Source organism: Afipia felis ATCC 53690 (assembly GCF_000314735.2).
Lineage (GTDB): Bacteria > Pseudomonadota > Alphaproteobacteria > Rhizobiales > Xanthobacteraceae > Afipia > Afipia felis.
Genome location: NZ_KB375270.1, coordinates 2,621,201 through 2,642,766 on the forward strand (window position 1 = coordinate 2,621,201; position 21,566 = coordinate 2,642,766).

22 protein-coding genes are annotated in these 21,566 nt (G+C 58.8%); 1 reads left to right on the plus strand and 21 read right to left on the minus strand.

Annotation, left to right across the window (positions count from 1 at the left end; translation table 11 throughout):
• Window positions 1-21: 21 nt before the first annotated feature.
• The 9 genes from HMPREF9697_RS12440 to HMPREF9697_RS12485 all read right to left on the minus strand — a co-directional run bounded on the left by HMPREF9697_RS12440 (window position 22) and on the right by HMPREF9697_RS12485 (window position 8,204).
• Window positions 22-936, minus strand: a complete 915-nt coding sequence (locus HMPREF9697_RS12440; RefSeq protein ID WP_002717578.1) for an amidohydrolase family protein — start codon at window positions 934-936, stop codon at window positions 22-24.
• A gap of 68 nt (window positions 937-1,004) precedes the next feature.
• Window positions 1,005-2,093 (minus strand): 2Fe-2S iron-sulfur cluster-binding protein, encoded by a 1,089-nt coding sequence (locus tag HMPREF9697_RS12445; RefSeq protein WP_002717579.1) that lies wholly within the window; start codon window positions 2,091-2,093, stop codon window positions 1,005-1,007.
• 17 nt (window positions 2,094-2,110) lie between these two features.
• Window positions 2,111-2,482: a Rieske 2Fe-2S domain-containing protein gene (locus HMPREF9697_RS12450; RefSeq protein ID WP_002717580.1), complete on the minus strand. Its 372-nt coding sequence runs from the start codon at window positions 2,480-2,482 to the stop codon at window positions 2,111-2,113.
• 102 nt (window positions 2,483-2,584) lie between these two features.
• The gene (locus tag HMPREF9697_RS12455; RefSeq protein ID WP_244597962.1) at window positions 2,585-3,166 is read right to left on the minus strand and encodes an aromatic-ring-hydroxylating dioxygenase subunit beta; all 582 of its coding nucleotides are present in this window, start codon (window positions 3,164-3,166) and stop codon (window positions 2,585-2,587) included.
• 22 nt (window positions 3,167-3,188) lie between these two features.
• Window positions 3,189-4,448, minus strand: coding sequence for an aromatic ring-hydroxylating oxygenase subunit alpha (locus HMPREF9697_RS12460; protein ID WP_002717582.1), 1,260 nt, complete (start codon window positions 4,446-4,448; stop codon window positions 3,189-3,191).
• A 307-nt stretch (window positions 4,449-4,755) separates the two neighbouring features.
• Complete coding sequence (locus HMPREF9697_RS12470; RefSeq protein WP_002717583.1) at window positions 4,756-5,511, minus strand: sulfite exporter TauE/SafE family protein; 756 nt, start codon at window positions 5,509-5,511, stop codon at window positions 4,756-4,758.
• Window positions 5,512-5,553: 42 nt separating this feature from the next.
• A complete protein-coding gene (gene fghA / locus HMPREF9697_RS12475) occupies window positions 5,554-6,402 on the minus strand; it encodes an S-formylglutathione hydrolase (protein ID WP_002717584.1) in 849 nt (282 codons plus the stop codon).
• Window positions 6,403-6,499: 97 nt separating this feature from the next.
• Window positions 6,500-7,063 carry an S-(hydroxymethyl)glutathione synthase gene (gfa, locus tag HMPREF9697_RS12480; RefSeq protein ID WP_002717585.1) on the minus strand — a complete coding sequence of 188 codons (564 nt, stop codon included), beginning with the start codon at window positions 7,061-7,063 and terminating at the stop codon, window positions 6,500-6,502.
• A 31-nt stretch (window positions 7,064-7,094) separates the two neighbouring features.
• Window positions 7,095-8,204: an S-(hydroxymethyl)glutathione dehydrogenase/class III alcohol dehydrogenase gene (locus HMPREF9697_RS12485; RefSeq protein WP_002717586.1), complete on the minus strand. Its 1,110-nt coding sequence runs from the start codon at window positions 8,202-8,204 to the stop codon at window positions 7,095-7,097.
• Window positions 8,205-8,310: 106 nt separating this feature from the next.
• On the opposite strand from HMPREF9697_RS12485, the gene HMPREF9697_RS12490 reads away from it, so the two are divergent.
• Window positions 8,311-9,180 carry a LysR family transcriptional regulator gene (locus tag HMPREF9697_RS12490; protein ID WP_002717587.1) on the plus strand — a complete coding sequence of 290 codons (870 nt, stop codon included), beginning with the start codon at window positions 8,311-8,313 and terminating at the stop codon, window positions 9,178-9,180.
• Between the two features lie 9 nt (window positions 9,181-9,189).
• Here HMPREF9697_RS12490 and HMPREF9697_RS12495 read toward each other — a convergent pair whose 3' ends face one another.
• Genes HMPREF9697_RS12495 through HMPREF9697_RS12550 form a run of 12 tightly spaced genes read right to left on the minus strand, consistent with a single transcriptional unit; the run spans window position 9,190 to window position 21,453 of the window.
• Window positions 9,190-9,879 carry an HAD family hydrolase gene (locus HMPREF9697_RS12495; RefSeq protein WP_002717588.1) on the minus strand — a complete coding sequence of 230 codons (690 nt, stop codon included), beginning with the start codon at window positions 9,877-9,879 and terminating at the stop codon, window positions 9,190-9,192.
• A complete protein-coding gene (locus tag HMPREF9697_RS12500; protein ID WP_040307942.1) occupies window positions 9,876-10,586 on the minus strand; it encodes an HAD-IA family hydrolase in 711 nt (236 codons plus the stop codon). Before HMPREF9697_RS12500 ends, HMPREF9697_RS12495 begins: the two co-directional genes overlap by 4 nt.
• Window positions 10,586-11,266, minus strand: coding sequence for a ribulose-phosphate 3-epimerase (rpe, locus tag HMPREF9697_RS12505; RefSeq protein ID WP_002717590.1), 681 nt, complete (start codon window positions 11,264-11,266; stop codon window positions 10,586-10,588). Before rpe ends, HMPREF9697_RS12500 begins: the two co-directional genes overlap by 1 nt.
• A gap of 4 nt (window positions 11,267-11,270) precedes the next feature.
• The gene (gene cbbX / locus HMPREF9697_RS12510; RefSeq protein WP_040307943.1) at window positions 11,271-12,197 is read right to left on the minus strand and encodes a CbbX protein; all 927 of its coding nucleotides are present in this window, start codon (window positions 12,195-12,197) and stop codon (window positions 11,271-11,273) included.
• A 2-nt stretch (window positions 12,198-12,199) separates the two neighbouring features.
• Complete coding sequence (locus tag HMPREF9697_RS12515) at window positions 12,200-12,625, minus strand: ribulose bisphosphate carboxylase small subunit (protein WP_002717592.1); 426 nt, start codon at window positions 12,623-12,625, stop codon at window positions 12,200-12,202.
• Window positions 12,626-12,642: 17 nt separating this feature from the next.
• Window positions 12,643-14,103 (minus strand): form I ribulose bisphosphate carboxylase large subunit, encoded by a 1,461-nt coding sequence (locus tag HMPREF9697_RS12520; RefSeq protein WP_002717593.1) that lies wholly within the window; start codon window positions 14,101-14,103, stop codon window positions 12,643-12,645.
• A gap of 58 nt (window positions 14,104-14,161) precedes the next feature.
• Window positions 14,162-15,247, minus strand: a complete 1,086-nt coding sequence (gene fba / locus HMPREF9697_RS12525; protein WP_002717594.1) for a class II fructose-bisphosphate aldolase — start codon at window positions 15,245-15,247, stop codon at window positions 14,162-14,164.
• Between the two features lie 10 nt (window positions 15,248-15,257).
• Window positions 15,258-16,466, minus strand: coding sequence for a phosphoglycerate kinase (locus HMPREF9697_RS12530; protein WP_002717595.1), 1,209 nt, complete (start codon window positions 16,464-16,466; stop codon window positions 15,258-15,260).
• A complete protein-coding gene (gene gap, locus HMPREF9697_RS12535; protein ID WP_002717596.1) occupies window positions 16,463-17,470 on the minus strand; it encodes a type I glyceraldehyde-3-phosphate dehydrogenase in 1,008 nt (335 codons plus the stop codon). The genes HMPREF9697_RS12530 and gap overlap by 4 nt, the downstream gene beginning before the upstream one ends.
• Before the next feature lie 2 nt (window positions 17,471-17,472).
• On the minus strand, window positions 17,473-19,518 hold the full coding sequence (gene tkt / locus HMPREF9697_RS12540) for a transketolase (protein ID WP_051053987.1): 2,046 nt from the start codon (window positions 19,516-19,518) through the stop codon (window positions 17,473-17,475).
• A 14-nt stretch (window positions 19,519-19,532) separates the two neighbouring features.
• Window positions 19,533-20,405, minus strand: coding sequence for a phosphoribulokinase (locus HMPREF9697_RS12545; RefSeq protein ID WP_002717598.1), 873 nt, complete (start codon window positions 20,403-20,405; stop codon window positions 19,533-19,535).
• Between the two features lie 16 nt (window positions 20,406-20,421).
• Entirely contained in the window at window positions 20,422-21,453 is a 1,032-nt protein-coding gene (locus HMPREF9697_RS12550; RefSeq protein ID WP_002717599.1) for a class 1 fructose-bisphosphatase, read from the minus strand.
• Between the last annotated feature and the right edge of the window lie 113 nt (window positions 21,454-21,566).

Sequence of the window (21,566 nt, forward strand, 5' to 3'; positions counted from 1 at the left end):
GGAGTCTGCACTTGAGATCGCTTATTCCGCTGCACTCTCCATGGCGACGTCCTGCAGCCCAAGGTTCAAAAGCCGATTTGCCGTTCTGAAGGTCGCCGCCTCGTAGGCCTCCGGATTCAAACCAAGATTTCCGAAGTCTTCGAGACCCTGCTTCATGGGACGGAAGGGATATGAGCTGCCGAACAGGAACTGATCGCGCATAAACCCGTTCGCAGCTTCGACATAAAGCGAACCGCCCGGGCAGAACGTATACATGTCGGGCGACACATAGACGTTCTCGTTCCTGAACGCGACGGTGACCATGGCAGAAACGTTAGGATAAAAACCGTGACAGCAGATGATCGGCAGCTTCGGGAACGTCTTGGCGACGTGATCGACCGCCAGCGGATCATTGAAGCTCAGGTCAGGCGTGGTCGGGCCTGACATGACGAAAGCCGGCACGCCCAGTTCCTGGCAGAGCTCGTAGAACGGCATCAAGATCTCATCGTCGGCCTTGAGTGCCTTTTTATAAAAGCCCGCATCGAGGTTGAGGCCCTTCATGCCGAGATCTTTGATCGCATGGCGAGCTTCCGCCAGCGCGGCTTCCCGGCCCAGTTCGATGGGATCAACCGAAGCGATAGCAATCAGGCGCTGGTTGTTCGTCTTGGCAACGGCGCTCAAATCCTTGTTGCTGACACGAACGCCCGGGACGCTACGCGCCACCATGATGGCGACAGTAATTCCCGCGTGATCCATCTCCTTCACGAAACCCGCCGGATCATGCTCTCTCGTGAAGTGATCGATATCCCTCGATCCAACGCGGCGATTGAGCCAGCGGACAACATCATATGACGGAGTCCCGGGTTCGGCCCCGAAGAACGGATGGAGGAAAGTGGGCCGATTGCGCATGTCGACAACCGGTGTGTTCTTCGAAGTACGTACTGTCTTTTTAGCCATGATCGCTCCGCAAGATTCTGTGTGCCCAGTTTTTGTTTTCTATATTCAGTCGCAACGTGCCCTTCGTCTTATGAGAATTTATCGAACCGGATACTTCCCGGCCCAATTCCGGCTTGGGTGATGAGGACCTTGAGAGCCGAATCGACCATCGGCTGCGGGCCAGCGACATAACCGATCGCATTCGCCCACTGGCCCGCCGTGAGCGTGCGAGCCGCAACGTCATGGACCATTCCTGTCGCGAGATGGATTCGCTCAAAGTCAGGATGAGCTGCCGGAACCGCGCTCTCGTCGGAGAGTGCAATCGTCACATCAAGGCCAACGTCCGCAGCAGCAAGGTACTTCGCAAAATCTTCCAGATAGAACATGTCGCTCAGCGTACGAACGCCGAAGAAGACATGGCCTCGATGTTGATCGAAGTATCGCACTTCAATCGCGTGCTGCAGGATCGACATCATCCCGGCGATTCCTGAGCCGCCCGCGATGCACAATACGTCACGATCTTCTTCTGGACGGAAGGTGGCCCGGCCAAGCGGTCCCAAGACCTGGAGATCGGCACCGAGCAGATTCCGCTCGAATGCGATCTCGGAGAATTTGCCATCGGGCTTGCGCTTGATGACAAACGAAAGGCGCTCCACATCTCGTCCAAAATTGACCATGGAATAGGCGCGTCGGCCGATCAGGTCTGCATGCTGGATCGTGACAAACTGTCCCGCGACGAAGTTCATCGGCTGCGACAGCGCAATCTCGATATGAACGACATCTTTTGTCAGACGCCGAACGACCTCGACCCGTCCTGTCCGTTCGAGAGTCTGAGCAATCGGCTCCTGCGGCTGGACGACACTTGATTTCACTCTCAAAGAGCAATCGCCCAGGGGGCGAGCCTGGCACATCAGCACGTCGCCCTTGTCCCGCCGCAGAGTACGGTAGCCTGGCGCCTCGGCCCATCCGGGATCAACGGTCCCGTCCATCACTCGCGCGTGGCATGTCCCGCACGTTCCCGTCGCACATTCGTACGGCAAGGAAAATCCCGCGGAGAGACCGGCGGCGAGCAAGGTTTCGTCCGGCGAGCACGCGTAGGAGAACTCGCCCGTTTTGGTCTCGACCTTGACTGTCGCGAGATCGAGATCGTGCTCACTTGATGGCATTCTGCTCAACATCGCAGTAACCTCCACCATTATCGCGAGAAGAAGTCGTCGTCGTCGTCCCCATCGTCCTCGTCGAACTCGTAGACGATCTCTTTGTCTATGAAGGCGAAGACCTTGCCGTCCTCTTCTTTCGTGTCGTAGGACTGGAGCGGCTTTTCGGCCTCACCGAGCGTGTCGAGCGACGCTAGATTCCACGCCCACAGATGCTTGGTGCAGGTGAGAACGCAATTGGCGATCACTCCGGACTCTTCGAGCGGCTCTTCCATGTGGGGACACACGGGCGGGAGCGCCCTGAAGGTGCCGTCGTAATTCGCCACGACCAGCGAAACGCCACCGGTGACGAATTTCTTCAGCGTATTGGCCGGCACGTCGGCCGCATTGCACACTTGCTTCCACGACATCTCTTCAACCCCTGACGTTACCGGCGAGCGTAAGGTGATCATTTTGAATCACGTTACGCACGCACCCGGTTTCCCTTCACCTCTTACGAGCACCCACACCGATCAGATCGGCCAATGAGAACCCTTGTCGAGACGGCGCTCATCGATACGGACTTCGCGCTTGATGAATTTCGGGGCGCCATCCTTGATGGCAAACGTGTCGTAGTACTTGCCGACAAGGAAAAGATGGCTCTCGCCGGCATCGAGATGCGAATTCACGCCATCGAGCATGTTTTGATACACGACGAACGCACTTATCGCTGTCGCCTGCTTGCCATCGTCGGACAAATCAATAGTGTAGACTGAAGTGTGCCGGCGAAGCAGCGAGTGATCGGTATTGTGCTTCGGCAGCAGACGGATGAGGTTCGCCATGTCGCCCCGCGACCCTTGCAGGTACGTCATGTCCTTGTTGATTTCCGGACTGAACGACTTGATCGAGTAGTGAAAATCCTCATCACACAAGCCGAGCCAATCGTCCCAGCGTTGATCATCTAGAAATATCGTCGCACGATATATTGCATTGCGAACATGATCTGCGACATCTGCACCATTCTTGGACATAGCGATACCATCCCCGTTTCGACCACGAAGCCTGGTGCCATCGGCACCTTTTTTTGCGGAAGCACGATCCCAGAGGGATCGCACTTCCTGTTTTAGACACGCGACCTTATTCAGCCGCGGTCGCGGTGGCGTATTGGTGCTCCGTGAAGGGGAGGTCCGGGTTGCTCGGCAACCGGTTCATCCAGCGGCCCCACTCTTCATAATAGTGGCGCATGCCGTTTTCGTCGTGGATGGTTTGGTTTTCATGCCGCCCGAGCAATAGGCGGCGCGGCTCCGAGCCGGTTTGCATCGCCGTGCCCTGACCCTGCACGCCGATCAGATCCTCGTGCAGGTTGCGGCCGAACGGACCCCAGATTGAGTTGTGGTGATTGATGCGGGTCTGCCGCTCTTCCGGCGTATCGCGCTTCAGGCCGAGACCACGGTACTCGATCATCACCTTGTCCGGACCGAGCGGCGTCACGATATCGCAACGCAGCGCCGAGCCTCGCAGGTTGAAGTTCATGCCGGGGAACAGGTCGATCATGTACCACTGGTTCGGCGGCAAATGAGGGAACGACAGGTCGGCGCGACTTTCGAATCCCTCATACTGATCGTAGTTGACCTCGAAGGTACCGACGGTGATGTGCCCATTTTCGAAAGCTTCGTTCTTGCGAGCGAAGTACGCGTCGTTAAACCCGGTCACACGGTTATGGTAGTGCATGAAGTCGTGATAGAATTCGCAATTGGTATCGTGCCACAACTTGTAGTTCGTGTTCACGATCGCCTTGTGATAATGGAAAACCTCGAGCGGTTCGGCATCGATCGATTTACGCAAACAATCGAACGCCTTCGAGCCCCAGTCCTCCAGCGAGACGGCCGGGTTGTCGTCGAGGTTGACCCACACGAAACCGCCGAACTTCACTTCGCAACGCAGCCGACGAAGACCGATGTCCTCCTTGCAGAGGCGATCCTGATAGCCTTCCTTTTCGCGGCTGATGTAAACGCAGTTCCCCTTCATGTCGTACTGCCAGGCATGGAACATGCAGGTCATGCGCTTCGGGTTGCCCGAGGGCTGGCCCTCAAGGAAGCTGCCGGAGGGGCGGCGCTCGATGATCATGCCGCGATGCGGGCAAACGTTCAGAAAGGCGCGAACTTCGTTATCCGGGCCGCGGCAGATGACGATTGGCTCGCGGGCGATGGACATGGTCCGGAAATCGTATGGCTTCGGCAGCTCGGATTCGTGACAGACCGGGATCCAGGTATGTTTGAAGATCTTCTCGAGCTCTTCATCGAAAATGGCCTGGTCCGAATAGATGCGGCTGTTGACCCATTCATCGCCTTGAAGAGGTGGGTTCGCCTTCCATTGCTGGTGATTTTTTGCGACCATGGTATTTGCTCCCTAAATGTGAGGCTGATTATTGGAACTCAGCCTTTGCTCAGTCTTTGGCAGGCAGCTTTCGTATCGGCTCCATCTCATCGGCTTTGAAGCGTCGCCGAAATCTTCGATAAATATCATCGGCCCCGAAGATCATTTTCAAATGAAACCATTTTATACGCTGATCGAGTGCGTGAATAAGTCGGCCGACTTTGAGGGCTTGAGGCTATCGGCGGCCGCGACTGGGTACGCGCCCGAAGGGCCAACGCCCGTCGGGTAAAGTGCATTCTTTGGAATGTCTTGGAGGCGCCGCTGGCACTCACAGAATGGCGCGGAGGACCTTGCCCAGTAGCAACAGTCCCACGCCAAGCAGCGTCACCGCGACAAGGCCGCGCAGCACACGCTGATCGAGATAGTGGGCCATACGAGCGCCAAACCACGCTCCGACCGACAATCCACCCCCCAACGCAAGGCTAAGCGTCGGATCGATGACCCCGCTTGGGGCATTTCCGATCGTCGCGAGCACGGCGATCGGTAACTGAATAGCTTGAGCCAGCCCAACGGTCGTCAGGATCGGTACTTCCAGCCACAGCATAATCGGAATCAATACAACCGGACCGCCCGTTCCGGTCAGTGACGAGATGAAACCGGTAAACGAGCCCAGTCCGAGGCCCCTCGCCTTCGAAAGTGTCTGCTCGCTCGTTTGGACGCTATGCCGAAATCCTCTCAGCAGCGTTTGAATACCCGACAGCGCGGTCAGGAGACCGATAATGAGTTCCAGAACGACTGACGGGGTCACCCGTGCGACGACTGATCCCACGACTGCGGCCGGCATCGCACCGAAGCAGAGAAAGCGCGCGAGACTGCTGTCGAGCGATCCCTTGCGAATATAAATCCACGTTCCGATGATGCCGGTCAAAATATAACCGGCCATCGCCATCGCAATCGCCGTGTAAACCGGGAAGCCTGCCTGAACGAGGATCGGCACAATAATGACGCCACCGACGCCGATACAGCCGATCATGAATCCCGACACGAGCCCGAGCAGGGCTGTGCCTAAGAGGTAGATTTCCATCGTCACGCCCCGCCTGAAACGATGTGGCTGGCAACGAAGCGCTTACGATTTCAAGCGCGCGGCATGCCAGCGAAGATGGTCGTCCATGAATGTGGAGATAAAGTAGTAGCTATGATCATAACCGCTTTGACGACGAAGCGTCAGCGGGATGCCAGCTTGCGCGCAAGCGCCCTCAAGTAATTCCGGCCGAAGTTGTTCGGTCAGGAACGGGTCTGCATCGCCGTAATCGACAAGGAATTCGGAAAACCGCGCGCCGTCTTCGATTAGCGCAACCGCATCGTGCCTGCGCCATTCCTTGCGCTGGTCACCGAGATAACCGCCAAGCGCTTTGATCCCCCAAGGCACCTGCGATGGCGCGACGATCGGCGAAAAGGCACTGGCGGCGCGATAACGCTCGGGGCGACGCAAGGCAACCGTCAGAGCACCATGGCCGCCCATCGAATGGCCGAGGATCGACTGCCGCGAGAGGTCCGCCGGAAAATGCGCGGCGATCAGCCCGGGCAATTCCTCGGTGACGTAACTCCACATGCGATAGTTGCGCTCGAACGGCGCTTGCGTGGCATCCACATAGAATCCGGCGCCCAGCCCGAAATCATAAGCGTTCGCAGGGTCACCCGGCACATCCGCACCACGCGGGCTGGTGTCCGGCGCGACGAAAATCAAACCGAGCTCGGCGCAGGTCCGACGAAATTCACCCTTTTCGGTGACGTTGGCATGCGTGCAGGTCAGTCCCGACAGGTACCAAACAACGGGCAGCTTTACGCCTTCCGCAACACCTGGAGGGACGTAAACCGAGAACGTCATGTCCGTTCCGGTTTCCAGGCTCGCGTGCTTGTACACGCCCTGCACGCCGCCGTGTGATCGATTTGTAGAAACTGTCTCAAGCGTCATGATCGTGGCTCCGCCTGTCGATAGCAGATTAACGAATGGATCAGGCAGCGTCACCCGGACGCAGCGGTGCCCTTTAGACACCGCCGCTCCTGGCAGATCAATGCGCTTTTGATTTCGCCACATGGGTTGCGATCGCATCCATCAGCGGCGGCGACAGGCAGTCGTATGGTTCAAGCCCCAATTCCTTGAGGCGCGAGCGGACGGCACTCATCTGCGACGGATCAACGCCAGATTCGATGATCGAGGAGACGAAGGCCGCAAAGCCCGGCTCCGCCGAACCGCTTTCGACGAACAGTTCGGGATGCACGAAGTCCAGGCCGTAGAAAGGATGGGACTTGTTCTCGATGCGGCCATACATATGCGTGCCGCAGGCGCGGCATGCATGCCGCTGGATCGTTGCCGAGGCGTCAACGATCGCGAGCTTGTCGCCATTCTCCACGACTTTCAAATTTGTGCTCGGGACCACGGCGACGACTGAAAAAGTCGCATCGCCGGGCTTCCAGCACTTCGTGCAGCCGCAGGCGTGGTTGTGGGCGACATCACCCTTGATCTCAACCTTGACCGGCTTGTCTTTACATTTGCAAACCAACATGCCACCGGCAAATTTTCCGGAGCCCTTCTTAACTCCGCCATCAACGGACGGATGAATGTGAATACCCATAGACTTTTTCTCCCTTGAATTTTTGTTGGCTTCAGAACACGACGACTGAACGGATCGACTTCCCCTGATGCATCAGGTCGAAGCCTTTGTTGATTTCTTCCAGTTTCAGAACATGGGTAATCATTGGGTCGATCTCGATCTTCCCGTTCATGTACCAATCGACAATTTTCGGAACGTCGGTGCGGCCGCGCGCGCCGCCGAATGCCGTGCCCTTCCAGACCCGGCCCGTGACGAGCTGGAACGGCCGCGTCGAGATTTCCTTGCCGGATTCCGCCACGCCGATCACAACCGACACGCCCCAGCCGCGATGGCAGGCTTCCAGCGCCTGCCGCATCACCGTGGTGTTGCCGGTACAATCGAAGGTATAATCCGCGCCGCCATCCGTCAGCGCGACAAGATGCTGGACGATATCGCCATCGACCTTCGAGGGATTGACGAAATGGGTCATACCGAAGCGCCGACCCCATTCCTCCTTCGCATCGTTGAGGTCCACGCCGACGATTTTGTCGGCGCCCACCATTCTGGCGGCCTGGAGCACGTTAAGGCCGATACCGCCAAGACCGAACACAACGACGTTGGAGCCTGGAGTGACTTTTGCCGTGTTGACCACGGCACCGACACCCGTGGTCACGCCACAGCCGATGTAGCAGCTCTTGTCAAAGGGCGCGTCCTCACGAATTTTCGCCACCGCGATTTCAGGAAGAACCGTGAAATTCGAGAAGGTCGAGCAACCCATATAATGATAGATGGGTTTACCTTTATAACTGAAACGGGTGGTACCGTCGGGCATCACCCCCTTGCCCTGCGTCGCGCGGATCGCCGTACAGAGGTTGGTTTTGCCGGACAGACACGATTTGCACTGACGGCACTCGGGTGTGTACAGCGGAATAACGTGATCACCCGGCTTCACCGACATGACGCCAGGCCCGATCTCCCGGACGATTCCAGCCCCTTCATGACCGAGAATCGATGGGAAAATCCCTTCGCTGTCGAAACCATCGAGCGTGTAAGCATCGGTGTGGCAAATGCCGGTGGCCATAATCTCCACCAGGACTTCACCAGCCTTCGGCCCTTCGAGGTCGACCTCGACGATCTCAAGCGGCTTTTTTGCTTCGAACGCGACGGCAGCACGGCTTTTCATGAATTTGTTCCTCCCAACAACTGCAACGCTATCCGCCAGACATAAAAGTGATAATCCTAGTTTTTTCAAAATCAGTTTTGCCAAATCGCAAAGATGAGGATGTGCAATGCACCGTTGGGAAGGCCTTGATGCACTTGTGGCCGTGGCCGAAACCGGCAGCTTCACCCGCGCCGCCCAACGCCTTGGCGTCTCAACCTCACAGGTGAGTCGTGAAATAACCCGGCTGGAGGAGCGCCTTGGCACGCAACTGGTGTCACGGAATACGAGACGCGTCGCACTGACGGAAAACGGCCGGCTGTTCGAACAGCGGTGCCGGCAACTGATCGATGACCGAGACGCTGCCTTGGATGCCATCGTTTCGGGCAAGGATGGGATTAAGGGCCACATTCATCTGACCTGCTCGATAGCCTATGGCGAGCAGACAATCGTCCCATTGATCGGACGATTTCTGGCCGAACATCCGGGAATCAGCGTCAAGATAGAACTCACCAACCGCGTTCTCGATATCATCGCCGACGGAATAGACCTCGGCGTGAGGACCGGAGAGATCGCCGACACCCGGCTGGGCCGGATGCAGATCGGTTCAAGGTCACTTCATCTCTGTGCGGCTCCGTCATATGTCGAACGATATGGCACCCCCGCTACCGCATCGGAGCTCGACACCCACACTTGTCTGGTCGGCAGCGCACAACAATGGCACTTCAAAAGTGATGGACACGAAGTCCAGATCACTCCCCAGGGCCGTTTTCGCTGCAATAGTGGCTTTGCGATTTTGGGCGCAGCGCTCCAGGGACTCGGGATCTGCCAGCTTCCAGATTTCTACGTCCAGAAACATCTGAACGATGGAACGCTGGTGGAGCTGCTTCCCAACGAGCGGCCTGCCGACGAGGCGATCTGGGTCGTTTTCCAGAAAAGGCCGCGACAGCAAGCCAAGATCAGCGCATTGATCGACTTCCTTAAAGCGATGATACCCTGATACTCGGGATCAGGGTATAAGCTGCCGTCCTGCCAGCTCCGTGAGACTTTCAACCACCGCAAAGGCGCCGTCGAACGTCTCGTGCCTGAAATAGGCGCTCCGCGTAATCAGGACCGGAATGCCGGCGGCTAACGCAGAGATCAGCCCGTTTCGCGAATCCTCGATCGCAAGACATTCGCACGCCGGCAAACCGAGGAGGTCAAGCGCCTTCAGATAAACGTCCGGTGCAGGCTTCTTGTCGACCACATCCTCGCCCGCCACGATTGGATCGAACAGGCCAAGACCACGCTCACCCAATGTCGCCCGCAACAAGGCATCGACATTGTCGCGCGAGGTCGTTGTTGCGATCGCAAGACGCTGGTTTCGTGCCCGTGCCACATTCAATAGCTCAACGACACCCGGACGCAGCGCGCATGCGCCGGCCGCAATCAACTCACCGAAGCGCGTGGTCTTGTAGCGATGCAACTCCGCCAGCCGCCCGTCCGTCAAATCCGATAACGGCTTTCCTTCCTGCGCAGCAAAATGACGCATCCGCTCCTTGCCGCCGGTGACAAGCAGCAGTTCGGCGTAAAGCGCGACACTCCAGTGCCAATCGAGTCCAAAATGGGCAAAAGATTCGTTAAAGGCCCGGCGATGAATTTCCTCGGTTTCGGCAAGCGTGCCGTCAACGTCGAAAATCAGCGCCGCGAACCTTTTCATGCAGCTTTGGCGCGCAGGCTGTCGCAGGCTTGCGCAAACTCGGCATAGGAATCGATCACCGCATCAGGACCGAGCTTGCGCATCGGGGTTTGCGAGTAGCCGAATGTCACGCCGATCACCGTCACGCCTGCGGCACGCGCGCATTGCACATCGAAAGTGCTGTCACCGACCAAGACGGCTTCCTCCCGCGGCATTTCCAAAGCCTCAAGCGTTTCGATCAGCATGATCGGCGATGGCTTGCCCGGCCGCCTGGAGATGCCGCCGACAACCACCTCGGCATACTTGTCGAGGCCAAAATGTGTGGCAACGCGCTCCGCCTTGTCCTGAAACTTGTTGGTGCAAATACCCATGCGGATGCCGCGCGCCTTGAGGTCAGCCATCACCTCAAGTGCACCGTCATAGACATAGGTTCGCTCAACGAGATGAGTGCCATAGATTGCATCGTAGGATGAAACTGCAATCCGAAGCTCCTCGGCGCCGAGCAACACACCGCGCGTTTGAAAGGCCCTTTCCACCAGCGCCTTGCTACCATCGCCGACGAAATCGCGCACCGTCTCCTCCGGAAACGGCGCCAATTGTCGCGCGACGAGTAATTCATTCAGCGACGTCGTGATATCGCCAGCACTGTCGACCAGCGTGCCGTCCAGATCGAACACCACGGCAGCGGGCCACGAAGCTCCCCTCGCTGCAACATGAGGATTGGTCATCAACATAATTTCACTGCCTCCGCTGCCGCACGAATGGCGGCAATATTCGTTGCGTAGGCGCTCTGTGTCGCGCCCTTGAAGACTGCGGACCCAGCCACGATCGTGTCCGCGCCTGCCGCCACGACCTGTGCCGCGGTTTCTACACCGACACCGCCATCGACTTCCAGTCGGATCGGCCGCTCGCCAATCATCGCACGAATGCGGCGGATCTTGTCGAGCTGCGACGCAATGAACTGCTGCCCGCCAAATCCCGGATTGACACTCATCACCAGGATCAGATCCAGCCGATCCAGGACATTGGCCAATACGTTTTCAGGTGTCGCCGGACAAATCGTGGCACCCGCCTTCTTGCCCAGATTGCGGATCGCCTGCAGCGACCGGTCCAGATGGGGCCCCGCCTCTGCGTGTACAGTAATAATGTCTGCCCCTGCCTTGGCAAAGGCTTCAAGGTAAGGGTCGACCGGCGCGATCATCAGATGCACGTCGAACACCTTCTTGGTGCGCGGCCGGATCGACTTGATGACATCGGGCCCGAAGCTGATGTTAGGCACAAAGTGCCCATCCATCACATCGCAATGAATCCAGTCCGCCCCGGCGGCATCGATAGCCTCCACCTCTTCACCCAATCGGGAAAAATCCGCTGACAAAATCGATGGGGCAATCACCACGGGCTGAGGCATCGAATCAGGACTTTCCTTCGGGAGCGCTTGACTTGGAAAACACACGACTGGCTAGAACATCCGCCGCGTCGATCGACTGAATGTCATCCGCCGTTATGATACGATCAAGGTCGGCGACCAGACGATTGGCCTGACGCAAGCGAATGCGGTCCAGCGCGTTGCGGATCGAGCGCGCATTGGAGAACAGAGGTTGGGTCTTGCGCAGTGCGATATAGCGGACGAATGCTTCCCTTGCCTCGGCCGTGAAGCGGTAGCTCTGCTCCTTCAGCATCAGTTCGGCGATCGACAGCAGCTCTTCATCGCCATAGTCGGGGAAATCGATGTGATGCGCGACGCGAGAGCGAAAACCTGGGTTGCTGGCGAAGAATTTGTCCATCCGGTCGCCGTAACCGGCGAGGATCACCACCAGATCATCCCGTTGCGATTCCATCACCTGCAGCAGAATCTCGATGGCTTCCTGGCCATAGTCGCGCTCGTTGTCAGGGCGATATAGATAGTAAGCCTCGTCGATGAACAGCACACCGCCCATCGCCTTCTTCAGGATCTCCTTGGTCTTCGGCGCGGTGTGACCGATGTACTGCCCGACTAGCTCGTCCCGCGTCACCGAGACCACATGACCACGGCGCACGAATCCGAGCTTGTGCAGAATGCTCGCGATCCGCAATGCGACCGTTGTCTTGCCGGTGCCGGGATTACCAGTAAAGGACATATGAAGCGTCGGCGTTTCCGCTGTCAGCCCCATCCGCTGGCGAATGCGCTCGATCAGGAGCAGCGACGCAATCTCACGGATCCGCGTCTTGACCGGCGCAAGGCCGATCAGCTCCTGATCGAGTTGCTCGAGCACCTCACCGATACCGACCTCGTTGAACTCCTTACGAAGGTCGATATCGGTGGCAGGCGCATCCTGTGTTTCTTCAACCTTGGACAACAAGCTCACGCTCCACTGTAACGCTGCCCCTCGGGACGATCCGCCGCATATGATGTCGTGGTGTAGCGCATGTTGCGACCACCCACTTCCTGGCGCGCCAGACGGAAGCCCGGCTCGTCTTTCGGGCGATTGACGATGAAGGAAATTCGCACCGATTCCCAACCGTGACTGGAATCGAAGGCGTTGATGCGGATGTAGCGGTCGCCATAGACCTTACGACATTCCGCCAGCTCCATCATGATGCCTGCGGCATCGCGCAGGTCGAACATCGGCAAACCCCACATCTCCCAATAGGTGTTGCGGGGATGCGGATCGTCGGTGAACTCGATGTTCACCGCCCAATCTTTCTCCAGACAGTACTGAATCTGCTTCTTGATCTGTTCGTCGGTCAGGTCAGGCAGAAAGGAAAAACAACCTTGTGTGACACGCATGATAAACCTCTCGATCTTTAGACAGAAGCGATGGCCGTCGGCACGAAGTCCGGCGCATCGGTGGATTCATAGTTGAAGGTGACGTCCTTCCAGACTTCGAGCGCTGACTTCAGCGGAGTGCAGGTCGCGGCAGCCTTGGCCAAAATCTCCGGGCCTTCGGCGACATAGTCGCGACCCTCGTTGCGCGCGAGAATCATCGCTTCCAGCGCGACACGATTGGCGATCGCCCCGGCCTGAATGCCCATCGGGTGACCGATGGTGCCGCCACCGAACTGCAGCACGACATCCTCGCCGAGCAGGTCGAGCAGTTGATGCATCTGACCGGCGTGAATGCCGCCTGACGCCACCGGCATTAGCTTGTTGAGGCTGGCCCAGTTCTGGTCGAAGAAGATGCCGTGCTCGAGCTTGACCGGGTTGAACTCCTCACGACAGATGTCGTAGTAGCCGCGCGTGGTGTTCGGATCACCCTCGAGCTTGCCGACCACGGTTCCTGCATGGATGTGATCGACGCCGGCGAGACGCATCCACTTGGCGATGACACGGAACGACACGCCGTGGCTCTTCTGTCGGGTGTAGGTTGAGTGACCTGCACGATGCAGATGCAGGATCATGTCGTTCTTGCGCGCCCACTTCGCCATCGACTGAATGGCGGTGTAGCCGATCACCAGATCGATCATGACGATGCAGGACCCGAGCTCCTTGGCGAACTCGGCGCGCTCGTACATGTCCTCCATCGTCGCCGCGGTGACGTTGAGGTAAGTGCCCTTCACTTCACCCGAAGCCGCCTGTGCGCGATTGACCGCCTCCATGCAGTAGAGAAAGCGCTCGCGCCAGTGCATGAAGGGTTGCGAGTTGATGTTCTCGTCATCTTTGGTGAAGTCGAGGCCGCCCTTGAGCGCCTCGTAGACCACGCGGCCGTAGTTGCGGCCGGAAAGACCGAGCTTCGGCTTCACGGTGGCGCCGAGCAGCGGACGGCCGAACTTATCGAGTCGTTCGCGCTCGACCACGATGCCGGTCGCCGGTCCCTGGAACGTCTTCACATAAGCCACGGGGAAGCGCATGTCTTCGAGGCGCAGACCCTTGAGCGGCTTGAAGCCGAACACGTTGCCGATGATCGAGGCCGAAAGGTTCGCGATCGAACCCGGCTCGAACAGATCGAGGTCGTAGGCGATATAGGCAAAGTACTGGCCCGGCGAGTTCGGCACGGGGTCGACGCGATAGCACTTGGCGCGATACTTCTCCGCCGCGGTCAGACGATCGGTCCACACCACGGTCCAGGTTGCGGTCGAGGATTCGCCGGCCACTGCCGCCGAGGCTTCGATCGGATCGACACCGTCCTGCGGAGTCACGCGAAACAACGCGATCACGTCGGTGTCCTTGGGAACGTAGTCCGGCTCCCAATAGCCCATCTTCTTGTAGGCCATTACGCCCGACTTGTAGCGATCCTTGCCGCGAATGGTCATCGATTGATCGTTCATATCGCTCTCCTTCATCTCTACGGACCGGTGCGCCACACCGGTTCAGAACCTCCAGGCTTCACTCGGCGGCGCTCGCCATGTCTCCAATTCGCGGATCCAGCGCACCTGCGCGGTACCGTTTCGCCATTTCCGCCAGCGGAATGACCTTGATCTTCGAAGCATGACCCGCTGTTCCGAACTGCTCGAAACGCTCGCGACACAGATCACGCATCGCATCCATCGCCGGTTTCAGGAATTTGCGCGGGTCGAATTCGCTTTTGGTTTGCGTCGCCACTTTGCGAAACACCGCGGTCATCGCCAGCCGACAATCGGTATCGATGTTGACCTTGCGCACGCCGTGCTTGATGCCCCGTACGATTTCCTCGACCGGAACACCCCAGGTTTGCGGCATCTCGCCGCCGAACGAATTGAACATGTCCTGCAGCGGCTGCGGCACCGACGACGAACCGTGCATCACCAGATGCGTATTGGGCAGACGGCGATGGATTTCCTCGACGACATTCATCGCGAGAATATCGCCGTCCGGCTTGCGGGAGAATTTGTAGGCACCGTGCGAGGTTCCCATCGCAATCGCCAGTGCGTCGACCTTGGTCTCACGCACGAAGTCGACCGCCTGATCCGGATCAGTCAGCAACTGGTCGTGGCTGAGAGTGCCTTCGACACCGTGACCGTCCTCCTGCTCGCCGCCTCCATGTTCGAGCGAACCGAGCACGCCGAGTTCGCCTTCCACCGACGCGCCGATCCAGTGCGCCATATCGACCACGCGGCGGGTGATCTCGACATTGTAGCGATAGTCCGCTGCGGTCTTGCCGTCCGCTTCCAGCGAACCGTCCATCATCACCGAGGTGAAGCCATGCTTGATGGCGGTGGCGCAGGTCGCTTCCTCGTTGCCGTGGTCCTGATGCATGCACAACGGGATGTGCGGATACATCTCCTCGAGAGCATCGATCATTTTCGACAGCATGATGTCGTTGGCGTAGGACCGCGCGCCGCGCGAAGCCTGCATGATGACCGGCGCATCAACCTTCGCCGCCGCCTCCATGATGGCGAGCCCCTGCTCCATATTGTTGATGTTGAAGGCAGGAACGCCGTAGCCATGGTCGGCGGCGTGATCGAGCAGTTGTCGAAGGGTGATACGTGCCATCTGAATTACCTCACGCGTGAGACATCTTGAGAGCATCGACGCCGGGAAGCCCACGCCCCTCGAGCCATTCGAGGAACGCGCCGCCCGCCGTCGAGACGTAGCTAAAATCATCCTGAACGCCCGCGGCCGAGAGCGCCGCGACGGTGTCGCCTCCACCCGCCACAGTGACGAGCCGGCCTGCCTTGGTCAGTCGCGCCGCACACCTCGCCAGCACGAAAGTGCCGCGACCGAAGGGTTCGGTCTCAAAAGCGCCGACCGGTCCGTTCCACAGCAACGTCTTCAGATCACCGAACTGCTCCATGACATCGGCCACCGATTCCGGCCCGATATCGAGAATCATCGAGTCTGCGGGAACCGCGCGAACATCGACAACGCTGTGGCACGCATTCGGAGCAAACTCCTTCGCTACAACAACATCTCGCGGCAGAACGATGTTGCATTGATGGTCAGCCGCATGGTTCAGGATACGCTCGGCCATCTCTTTGAAATCCGGCTCGCACAGCGAACGGCCGATATTGATTCCCTTCGCATGCAGGAAGGTGTTGGCCATGCCGCCGCCAATAATGAGTTCATCAACGCGGGTGACGAGATTTTCCAGCACTGGAATTTTTGTCGATACTTTTGCTCCTCCGACCACCGCGCCGACCGGTCGCGTTGGCTCACCCAACGCACGGTCGAGTGCCGATAGTTCGGCTTCCATACCGCGACCAGCGAAAGACGGCAGCAGTCGCGCGATTCCTTCGATCGAGGCATGGGCGCGGTGCGACACCGAGAACGCATCGTTGACGAAGATGTCGCCAAGATCAGCCAGCGTTTTGGAAAACCCCGGGTCGTTCTCCTCTTCGCCGGGATGGAAGCGGGTATTTTCCATCAGCAGGATGTCGCCGGGGACAGCCTTCGTGACCTCAGCCTGATGAGTGCCATTACGCCAGTCTGTTTCGATAAACCGCACGGTGCGCTTCAGAGATTTTTCAAGCGCAGGCCGCAGCGGCGCCAGCGAGTAGTCCGGCACTACCTTGCCGCACGGCCTTTCGAAGTGAGACAGCACGATCACGATCGCATTCTTGTTCGCGAGTTCGGAGAGCGTGGCTGCCGCGTGCCGCACGCGCATATCGTCCGTCACCTCGCCGTTCCGCATGGGAACGTTGAGATCGGCGCGGACAACCACCCGCTTACCGGAGACATCGATATCGTCGAGGACACGCAGCGAAGCGCTCACATCAGCCTCCCCAATGCCACCGCCGTATCGCTCATGCGGCTGGAGAAACCCCACTCATTGTCGTACCAGGTGAGGATGCGAACGAAATTTCCGTCGATCACCTTGGTCTGATCCATATGGAACACCGAGGAATGCGGATCATGGTTGAAGTCACTCGACACGTTCTGCTCATGCGTGACGCCGAGGACGCCTTTCAGTGCGCCATTTGATGCCTCGCCGATCGCGTCGTTGATTTCCTTGATCGAAGTATTTTTCCTGGCGATGAACTTGAAGTCGACCACCGAGACGTTCGGCGTCGGAACGCGGATGGCGACGCCATCGAGCTTGCCATTGAGTTCCGGCAACACGAGGCCCACCGCCTTGGCCGCCCCGGTCGATGTCGGGATCATTGACATCGAGGCCGCACGTGCCCGGTAAAGATCCTTGTGCATGGTGTCGAGTGTCGGCTGGTCGCCGGTGTAGGAATGGATCGTGGTCATGAAGCCGCGTTCGATGCCCACCGCGTCATTGAGAACCTTGGCCACCGGCGCCAGGCAGTTGGTGGTACAGGACGCATTGGAAATCACCACATGGTCCCTGCTGAGCTTCTGATGATTGACGCCGTAGACCACGGTCATATCGGCGCCATCGGCCGGTGCCGAGACGATCACCCGCTTCGCACCAGCCTTGAGATGCGCCGCCGCCTTCTCGCGGGTTGTAAAAATCCCCGTGCATTCGAGCGCGACATCGACGCCCAGCGCGGCATGCGGGAGCGCTGCCGGATCCTTCTCCGCCGTCACCTGAATCGGCCCGCGACCGACATCGATGGTGTTGCCGGAAATCTTAACTTCGTACGGAAAACGACCGTGGATGGAGTCATAGCGCAGCAGATGCGCATTGGCCTGAACCGAACCAAGATCATTGATGGCGACGACCTCAATGTCGTCGCGGCCGGATTCAACAATCGCGCGCAGCACATTGCGACCAATCCGTCCAAATCCATTGATGGCGACTTTAACTGACACGCCTAGGCTCCCTTGCTGGATGAACGGGCGATGGAACGCTTGGCCGCAAGCGCGACGGCTTCAGGGGTGATGCCGAATTCGCGGTACAGCACGTTCGCGGGTGCAGAGGCGCCGAAGCCGGTCATTCCGACAAACTCGCCATTGTCGCCAATCAGACGCGCCCACCCGCCTTCGATCGCGGCTTCGATGCCGATACGCGGGCGCTCCCCGAGCACCGCGCGACGATAGTCCTGGGATTGTTGCGCAAAGAGTTCGAGACAGGGCGCCGAGACCACGGCCGCGAGAACGCCAGCTTTTTCGAGAAGGCGCGCCGCTTCCATTGCAATGGCGACTTCGGAGCCGGTTGCGATCAGCGTGACGTCGCGCCGATCCTGCGGATTGATCACCAGATAGGCGCCTCGCACCACTTTATTGACGCCATCCGTATCGCTTCGGAATGTCGGCAGTGCCTGACGTGACAAGCACAGAATCGAGGGCCGGTCTTCGGCACGCAACGCGCAGTCCCAGGCTTCCGCGGTCTCGACAGCGTCGGCGGGGCGGAATACCAGCAGGTTCGGGATCGCGCGTAGCGATGCCAGATGCTCCACCGGCTGATGCGTGGGCCCGTCTTCGCCAAGACCGATCGAGTCATGCGTCATGACGTGGATGACACGCAGCCCCATGAGTGCCGCCATGCGGATCGCCGGCCGGCTATAATCGGCGAAGGTGAGGAACGTGCCGCCGTAAGGAATAAAACCGCCATGCAGTGCGACGCCGTTCATCGCCGCAGCCATGCCGTGCTCGCGAATTCCATAGTGGATGTAATTGCCCTCGAAGTGGCCGGGCTTGATCGGTTTCTGACTTTTGGCGAGCGTCAGATTCGAATGCGTAAGGTCAGCGGAGCCGCCTGCAAGATTGGGCAGCACCGAGGCCAACATCTCGATCACCTGTTGCGACGCCTGGCGCGTCGCAATCTTCGGTTGCTCGGTCGCAAAGCGACTGCAAAGCTCACGGATCGCCGGATCGTATTGGCGCGACAGCTTGCCGTTCAGCACTTCGTTGACGTGCTCGCGCTCCTCCCGATCAAGCTGCGCGAGACGCTCCACCCACTTGTCATGCTCGGTCTGTCCGCGCGCGCCAACCGTGCGCCACGCCGCAAGAACGTCGCGCGGGATTTCGAACGGCGCATGTGGCCAGGCCAGCGCCGCGCGGGTTGCCGCGATCTCGTCGGCACCGAGCGGTGCGCCATGGGCTTTCTCGGAGCCTTCCCGGCCTGGCGAGCCGTATCCGATTCTGGTCCGGCAGGCGATCAGCGACGGCCGATCCGTTTCGCGTTCTTCGGCAATCGCCTCTTCGACTGCCGTCGGATCGTGACCATCGACGCGACGCACCGACCAGCCGGAGGCCGCTGCACGCGCCAGCGGATCATCCGAGCAAGACAGCGAGGTCGGGCCGTCAATCGAAATGCTATTGTCGTCGAACAGCACGATCAGGCGTCCGAGCTTGAGATGCCCCGCGAGCGAGATCGCCTCCTGGCTAACGCCCTCCATCAGGCAGCCATCGCCACACATGACATAGGTGTAGTGATCGACCAGATCGTCGCCGAGCCGCGCATTGCTCATGCGCTCCGCAAGCGCCATGCCGACCGCGGTCGCGATACCCTGCCCGAGCGGACCAGTCGTGGTCTCGACACCCGCGGTATGGCCATATTCCGGATGACCGGGGGTCTTCGATCCCCACTGACGGAAGGATTTGATCTCATCGAGCGTCATCTCCCGGTAGCCGGTCAAATGAAGCAACGCGTACAGCAGCATCGAGCCGTGACCAGCCGACAGCACGAAACGATCGCGGTTGAGCCAACCAGGCGCCAACGGATCGAACTTGAGAAACTTCGAGAACAACACTGTCGCAACGTCAGCCATACCCATCGGCATGCCGGGATGACCAGAGTTAGCCTTCTCCACCGCATCAATGGCCAGAAAGCGGATGGCATTCGCCATCTCGTGGTGCGTCAGCTTGGCATTCGCATCCTTGCCACGCCGTGTGAGGGTGATGATGTCACCGGACATTTTGGCGTCAGCCGTCATGCGCGCCTCTTGCGGTCAATGAGTTGCAGGATCATCGGGGTAAGGATCAGTTGCATTGCGAGATCGAGCTTCGCCCCGTGAATGACGATCGAATTCGCGCGCGACATGAAACTGTTCGGGATCATCGACAGCAGGTAGGGGAAATCGATGCCGCGCGGGTTCTTCATGCGGATCACCACCATCGATTCGTCCGGCGTCGGGATCCAACGCGCGATGAACGGGTTCGACGTATCCACCGTCGGGATGCGCTGGAAGTTGATGTCGGTCTCTGCGAATTGCGGGCAGATGTAATGCACGTAATCCGGCATGCGGCGCAGAATGGTGTCCGTCACCGCCTCGGTGGAATAGCCGCGCGCACTGCGATCACGGTGCAGCTTTTGAATCCACTCAAGATTGATAACCGGAACGACGCCGATCTTGAGATCAGCATATTGCGCAACGTTCACCTTGTCAGTGACGACCGCGCCATGCAGCCCTTCATAGAACAATAGATCGGAATTCTCGGGCAGCGGCTGCCAGTCGGTGAACGTGCCTGGCTCCGCGCCATGCAGCGCAGCCTCTTCGATATCGTGTACGTAATGGCGGGTCGTGCCCGCTCCGCTTTCACCATAAGTCTTGAAAACCTGCTCCAGCTCTTCGAACAGATTGGTTTCGGCACTGAAATGACTGAAATGCCTGTTGCCGCGCTCGGCCTCTTCCGCCATCCGCGTGCGCATCTCTATGCGGTTATAACGGTGAAAGGCATCGCCCTCGATATAAGCTGCAGTCACGTTCTCGCGGCGAAAGATCTGCTCGAAGGTCCGCTTCACCGAAGTGGTGCCTGCGCCAGACGAGCCGGTGATGGAGATGATGGGATGCTTCCTCGACACGATGACGCCCCTCAATTCAAATACGAAACAGGCCACGGGTGGCGAAAAGCGGCGCGTTGCGCTCGGACTTGATGTCCGGCGACATGTGCATACGCTCGAGACGTTGCACGCATTCGATCGCCCCCATGATCAGCGGCACGCGCTGGTGCGGCTTGGTCGCTGCAAGATCGAGAATGCGCGAGCGACCTGTCGAGGCCGCCCCTCCCGCCTGCTCCATGATGAAGGCCATCGGATGCGCCTCGTAAACAAGGCGCAAACGGCCTTCGCTGTAACCATCTCGCGCATCCGCGGGATAAAGGAAAATCCCGCCACGCATCAGAATGCGGTAAGCCTCCGCCACCAGCGAGCCGATCCATCGCATGTTGAAGTCTTTTGCCAGCACTCCCTCAATGCCAGCGATGCAATCATCAACGTACGCTTGTATGGGAGCTTCCCAGTGGCGGTGATTCGAAGCATTGACGGCAAATTCCGCCGTGCTCGGAGCAACCCGCACCTGCGATTTGACCAACTTGAAAATCTTGTCTTTGCGATCGAGGATGAAAATGTCGACGCCATATCCAAGCGTCAGAACAAGCGATGTTTGCGGGCCATAGACCACGAAGCCCGCAGCGAGTTGCGCCGTACCCGGCTGAGTGAACGCCGCGCGGGCATGCGACGGCGTTCGCACGATCGAGAAGATCGTACCGACGGACATATTGGTGTTGATGTTCGATGAACCATCCAGCGGATCGAAGGCTATGCTGACTGCACTCGTCTGATCGCGGATCTCGATCTCATTGGCCTCCTCGGAGAGGATCGCGGCTATGGAAATGCCTGCAAGCGCGCCACGGATGATCCGGTCGGCCTGAACGTCGAGGTCTTTCTGGATGTCGCCGTCGCTGTTGAGGGTCTCCCCTTCCCCGGTGATGCCCGCCAGCATGCCACCGGAGATCAGTTCAGAAATCTCGACCGCTGCAGCAGCGAGAGCGGTGACAACCTCGACGAGAACCGCGCGGTCCGGGTCGGTGGTGGCGAAAACCTTGAGATGTTGGTGCAGCGTCTGACCCATCGTCGCCCCCGGTTCCTTGGTGCCGACGGGGTTTCTTTGACCTCGCTCAGCTTGAGGGAAGATTGACGCGGCTCGCCAAATAAGTAAAATTTCGATATATTCTATGGGGTAAA

Coding starts and splice junctions, on each gene's coding strand:
- HMPREF9697_RS12440 (WP_002717578.1), bottom strand. CDS start 936: ATGGCTAAAAAGACAGTACGTACTTCGAAGAACACACCGGTTGTCGAC.
- HMPREF9697_RS12445 (WP_002717579.1), bottom strand. CDS start 2,093: ATGTTGAGCAGAATGCCATCAAGTGAGCACGATCTCGATCTCGCGACA.
- HMPREF9697_RS12450 (WP_002717580.1), bottom strand. CDS start 2,482: ATGTCGTGGAAGCAAGTGTGCAATGCGGCCGACGTGCCGGCCAATACG.
- HMPREF9697_RS12460 (WP_002717582.1), bottom strand. CDS start 4,448: ATGGTCGCAAAAAATCACCAGCAATGGAAGGCGAACCCACCTCTTCAA.
- HMPREF9697_RS12470 (WP_002717583.1), bottom strand. CDS start 5,511: ATGGAAATCTACCTCTTAGGCACAGCCCTGCTCGGGCTCGTGTCGGGA.
- fghA (WP_002717584.1), bottom strand. CDS start 6,402: ATGACGCTTGAGACAGTTTCTACAAATCGATCACACGGCGGCGTGCAG.
- gfa (WP_002717585.1), bottom strand. CDS start 7,063: ATGGGTATTCACATTCATCCGTCCGTTGATGGCGGAGTTAAGAAGGGC.
- HMPREF9697_RS12485 (WP_002717586.1), bottom strand. CDS start 8,204: ATGAAAAGCCGTGCTGCCGTCGCGTTCGAAGCAAAAAAGCCGCTTGAG.
- HMPREF9697_RS12490 (WP_002717587.1), top strand. CDS start 8,311: ATGCACCGTTGGGAAGGCCTTGATGCACTTGTGGCCGTGGCCGAAACC.
- HMPREF9697_RS12495 (WP_002717588.1), bottom strand. CDS start 9,879: ATGAAAAGGTTCGCGGCGCTGATTTTCGACGTTGACGGCACGCTTGCC.
- HMPREF9697_RS12500 (WP_040307942.1), bottom strand. CDS start 10,586: ATGACCAATCCTCATGTTGCAGCGAGGGGAGCTTCGTGGCCCGCTGCC.
- rpe (WP_002717590.1), bottom strand. CDS start 11,266: ATGCCTCAGCCCGTGGTGATTGCCCCATCGATTTTGTCAGCGGATTTT.
- HMPREF9697_RS12515 (WP_002717592.1), bottom strand. CDS start 12,625: ATGCGTGTCACACAAGGTTGTTTTTCCTTTCTGCCTGACCTGACCGAC.
- HMPREF9697_RS12520 (WP_002717593.1), bottom strand. CDS start 14,103: ATGAACGATCAATCGATGACCATTCGCGGCAAGGATCGCTACAAGTCG.
- fba (WP_002717594.1), bottom strand. CDS start 15,247: ATGGCACGTATCACCCTTCGACAACTGCTCGATCACGCCGCCGACCAT.
- tkt (WP_051053987.1), bottom strand. CDS start 19,518: ATGTCCGGTGACATCATCACCCTCACACGGCGTGGCAAGGATGCGAAT.
- HMPREF9697_RS12550 (WP_002717599.1), bottom strand. CDS start 21,453: ATGGGTCAGACGCTGCACCAACATCTCAAGGTTTTCGCCACCACCGAC.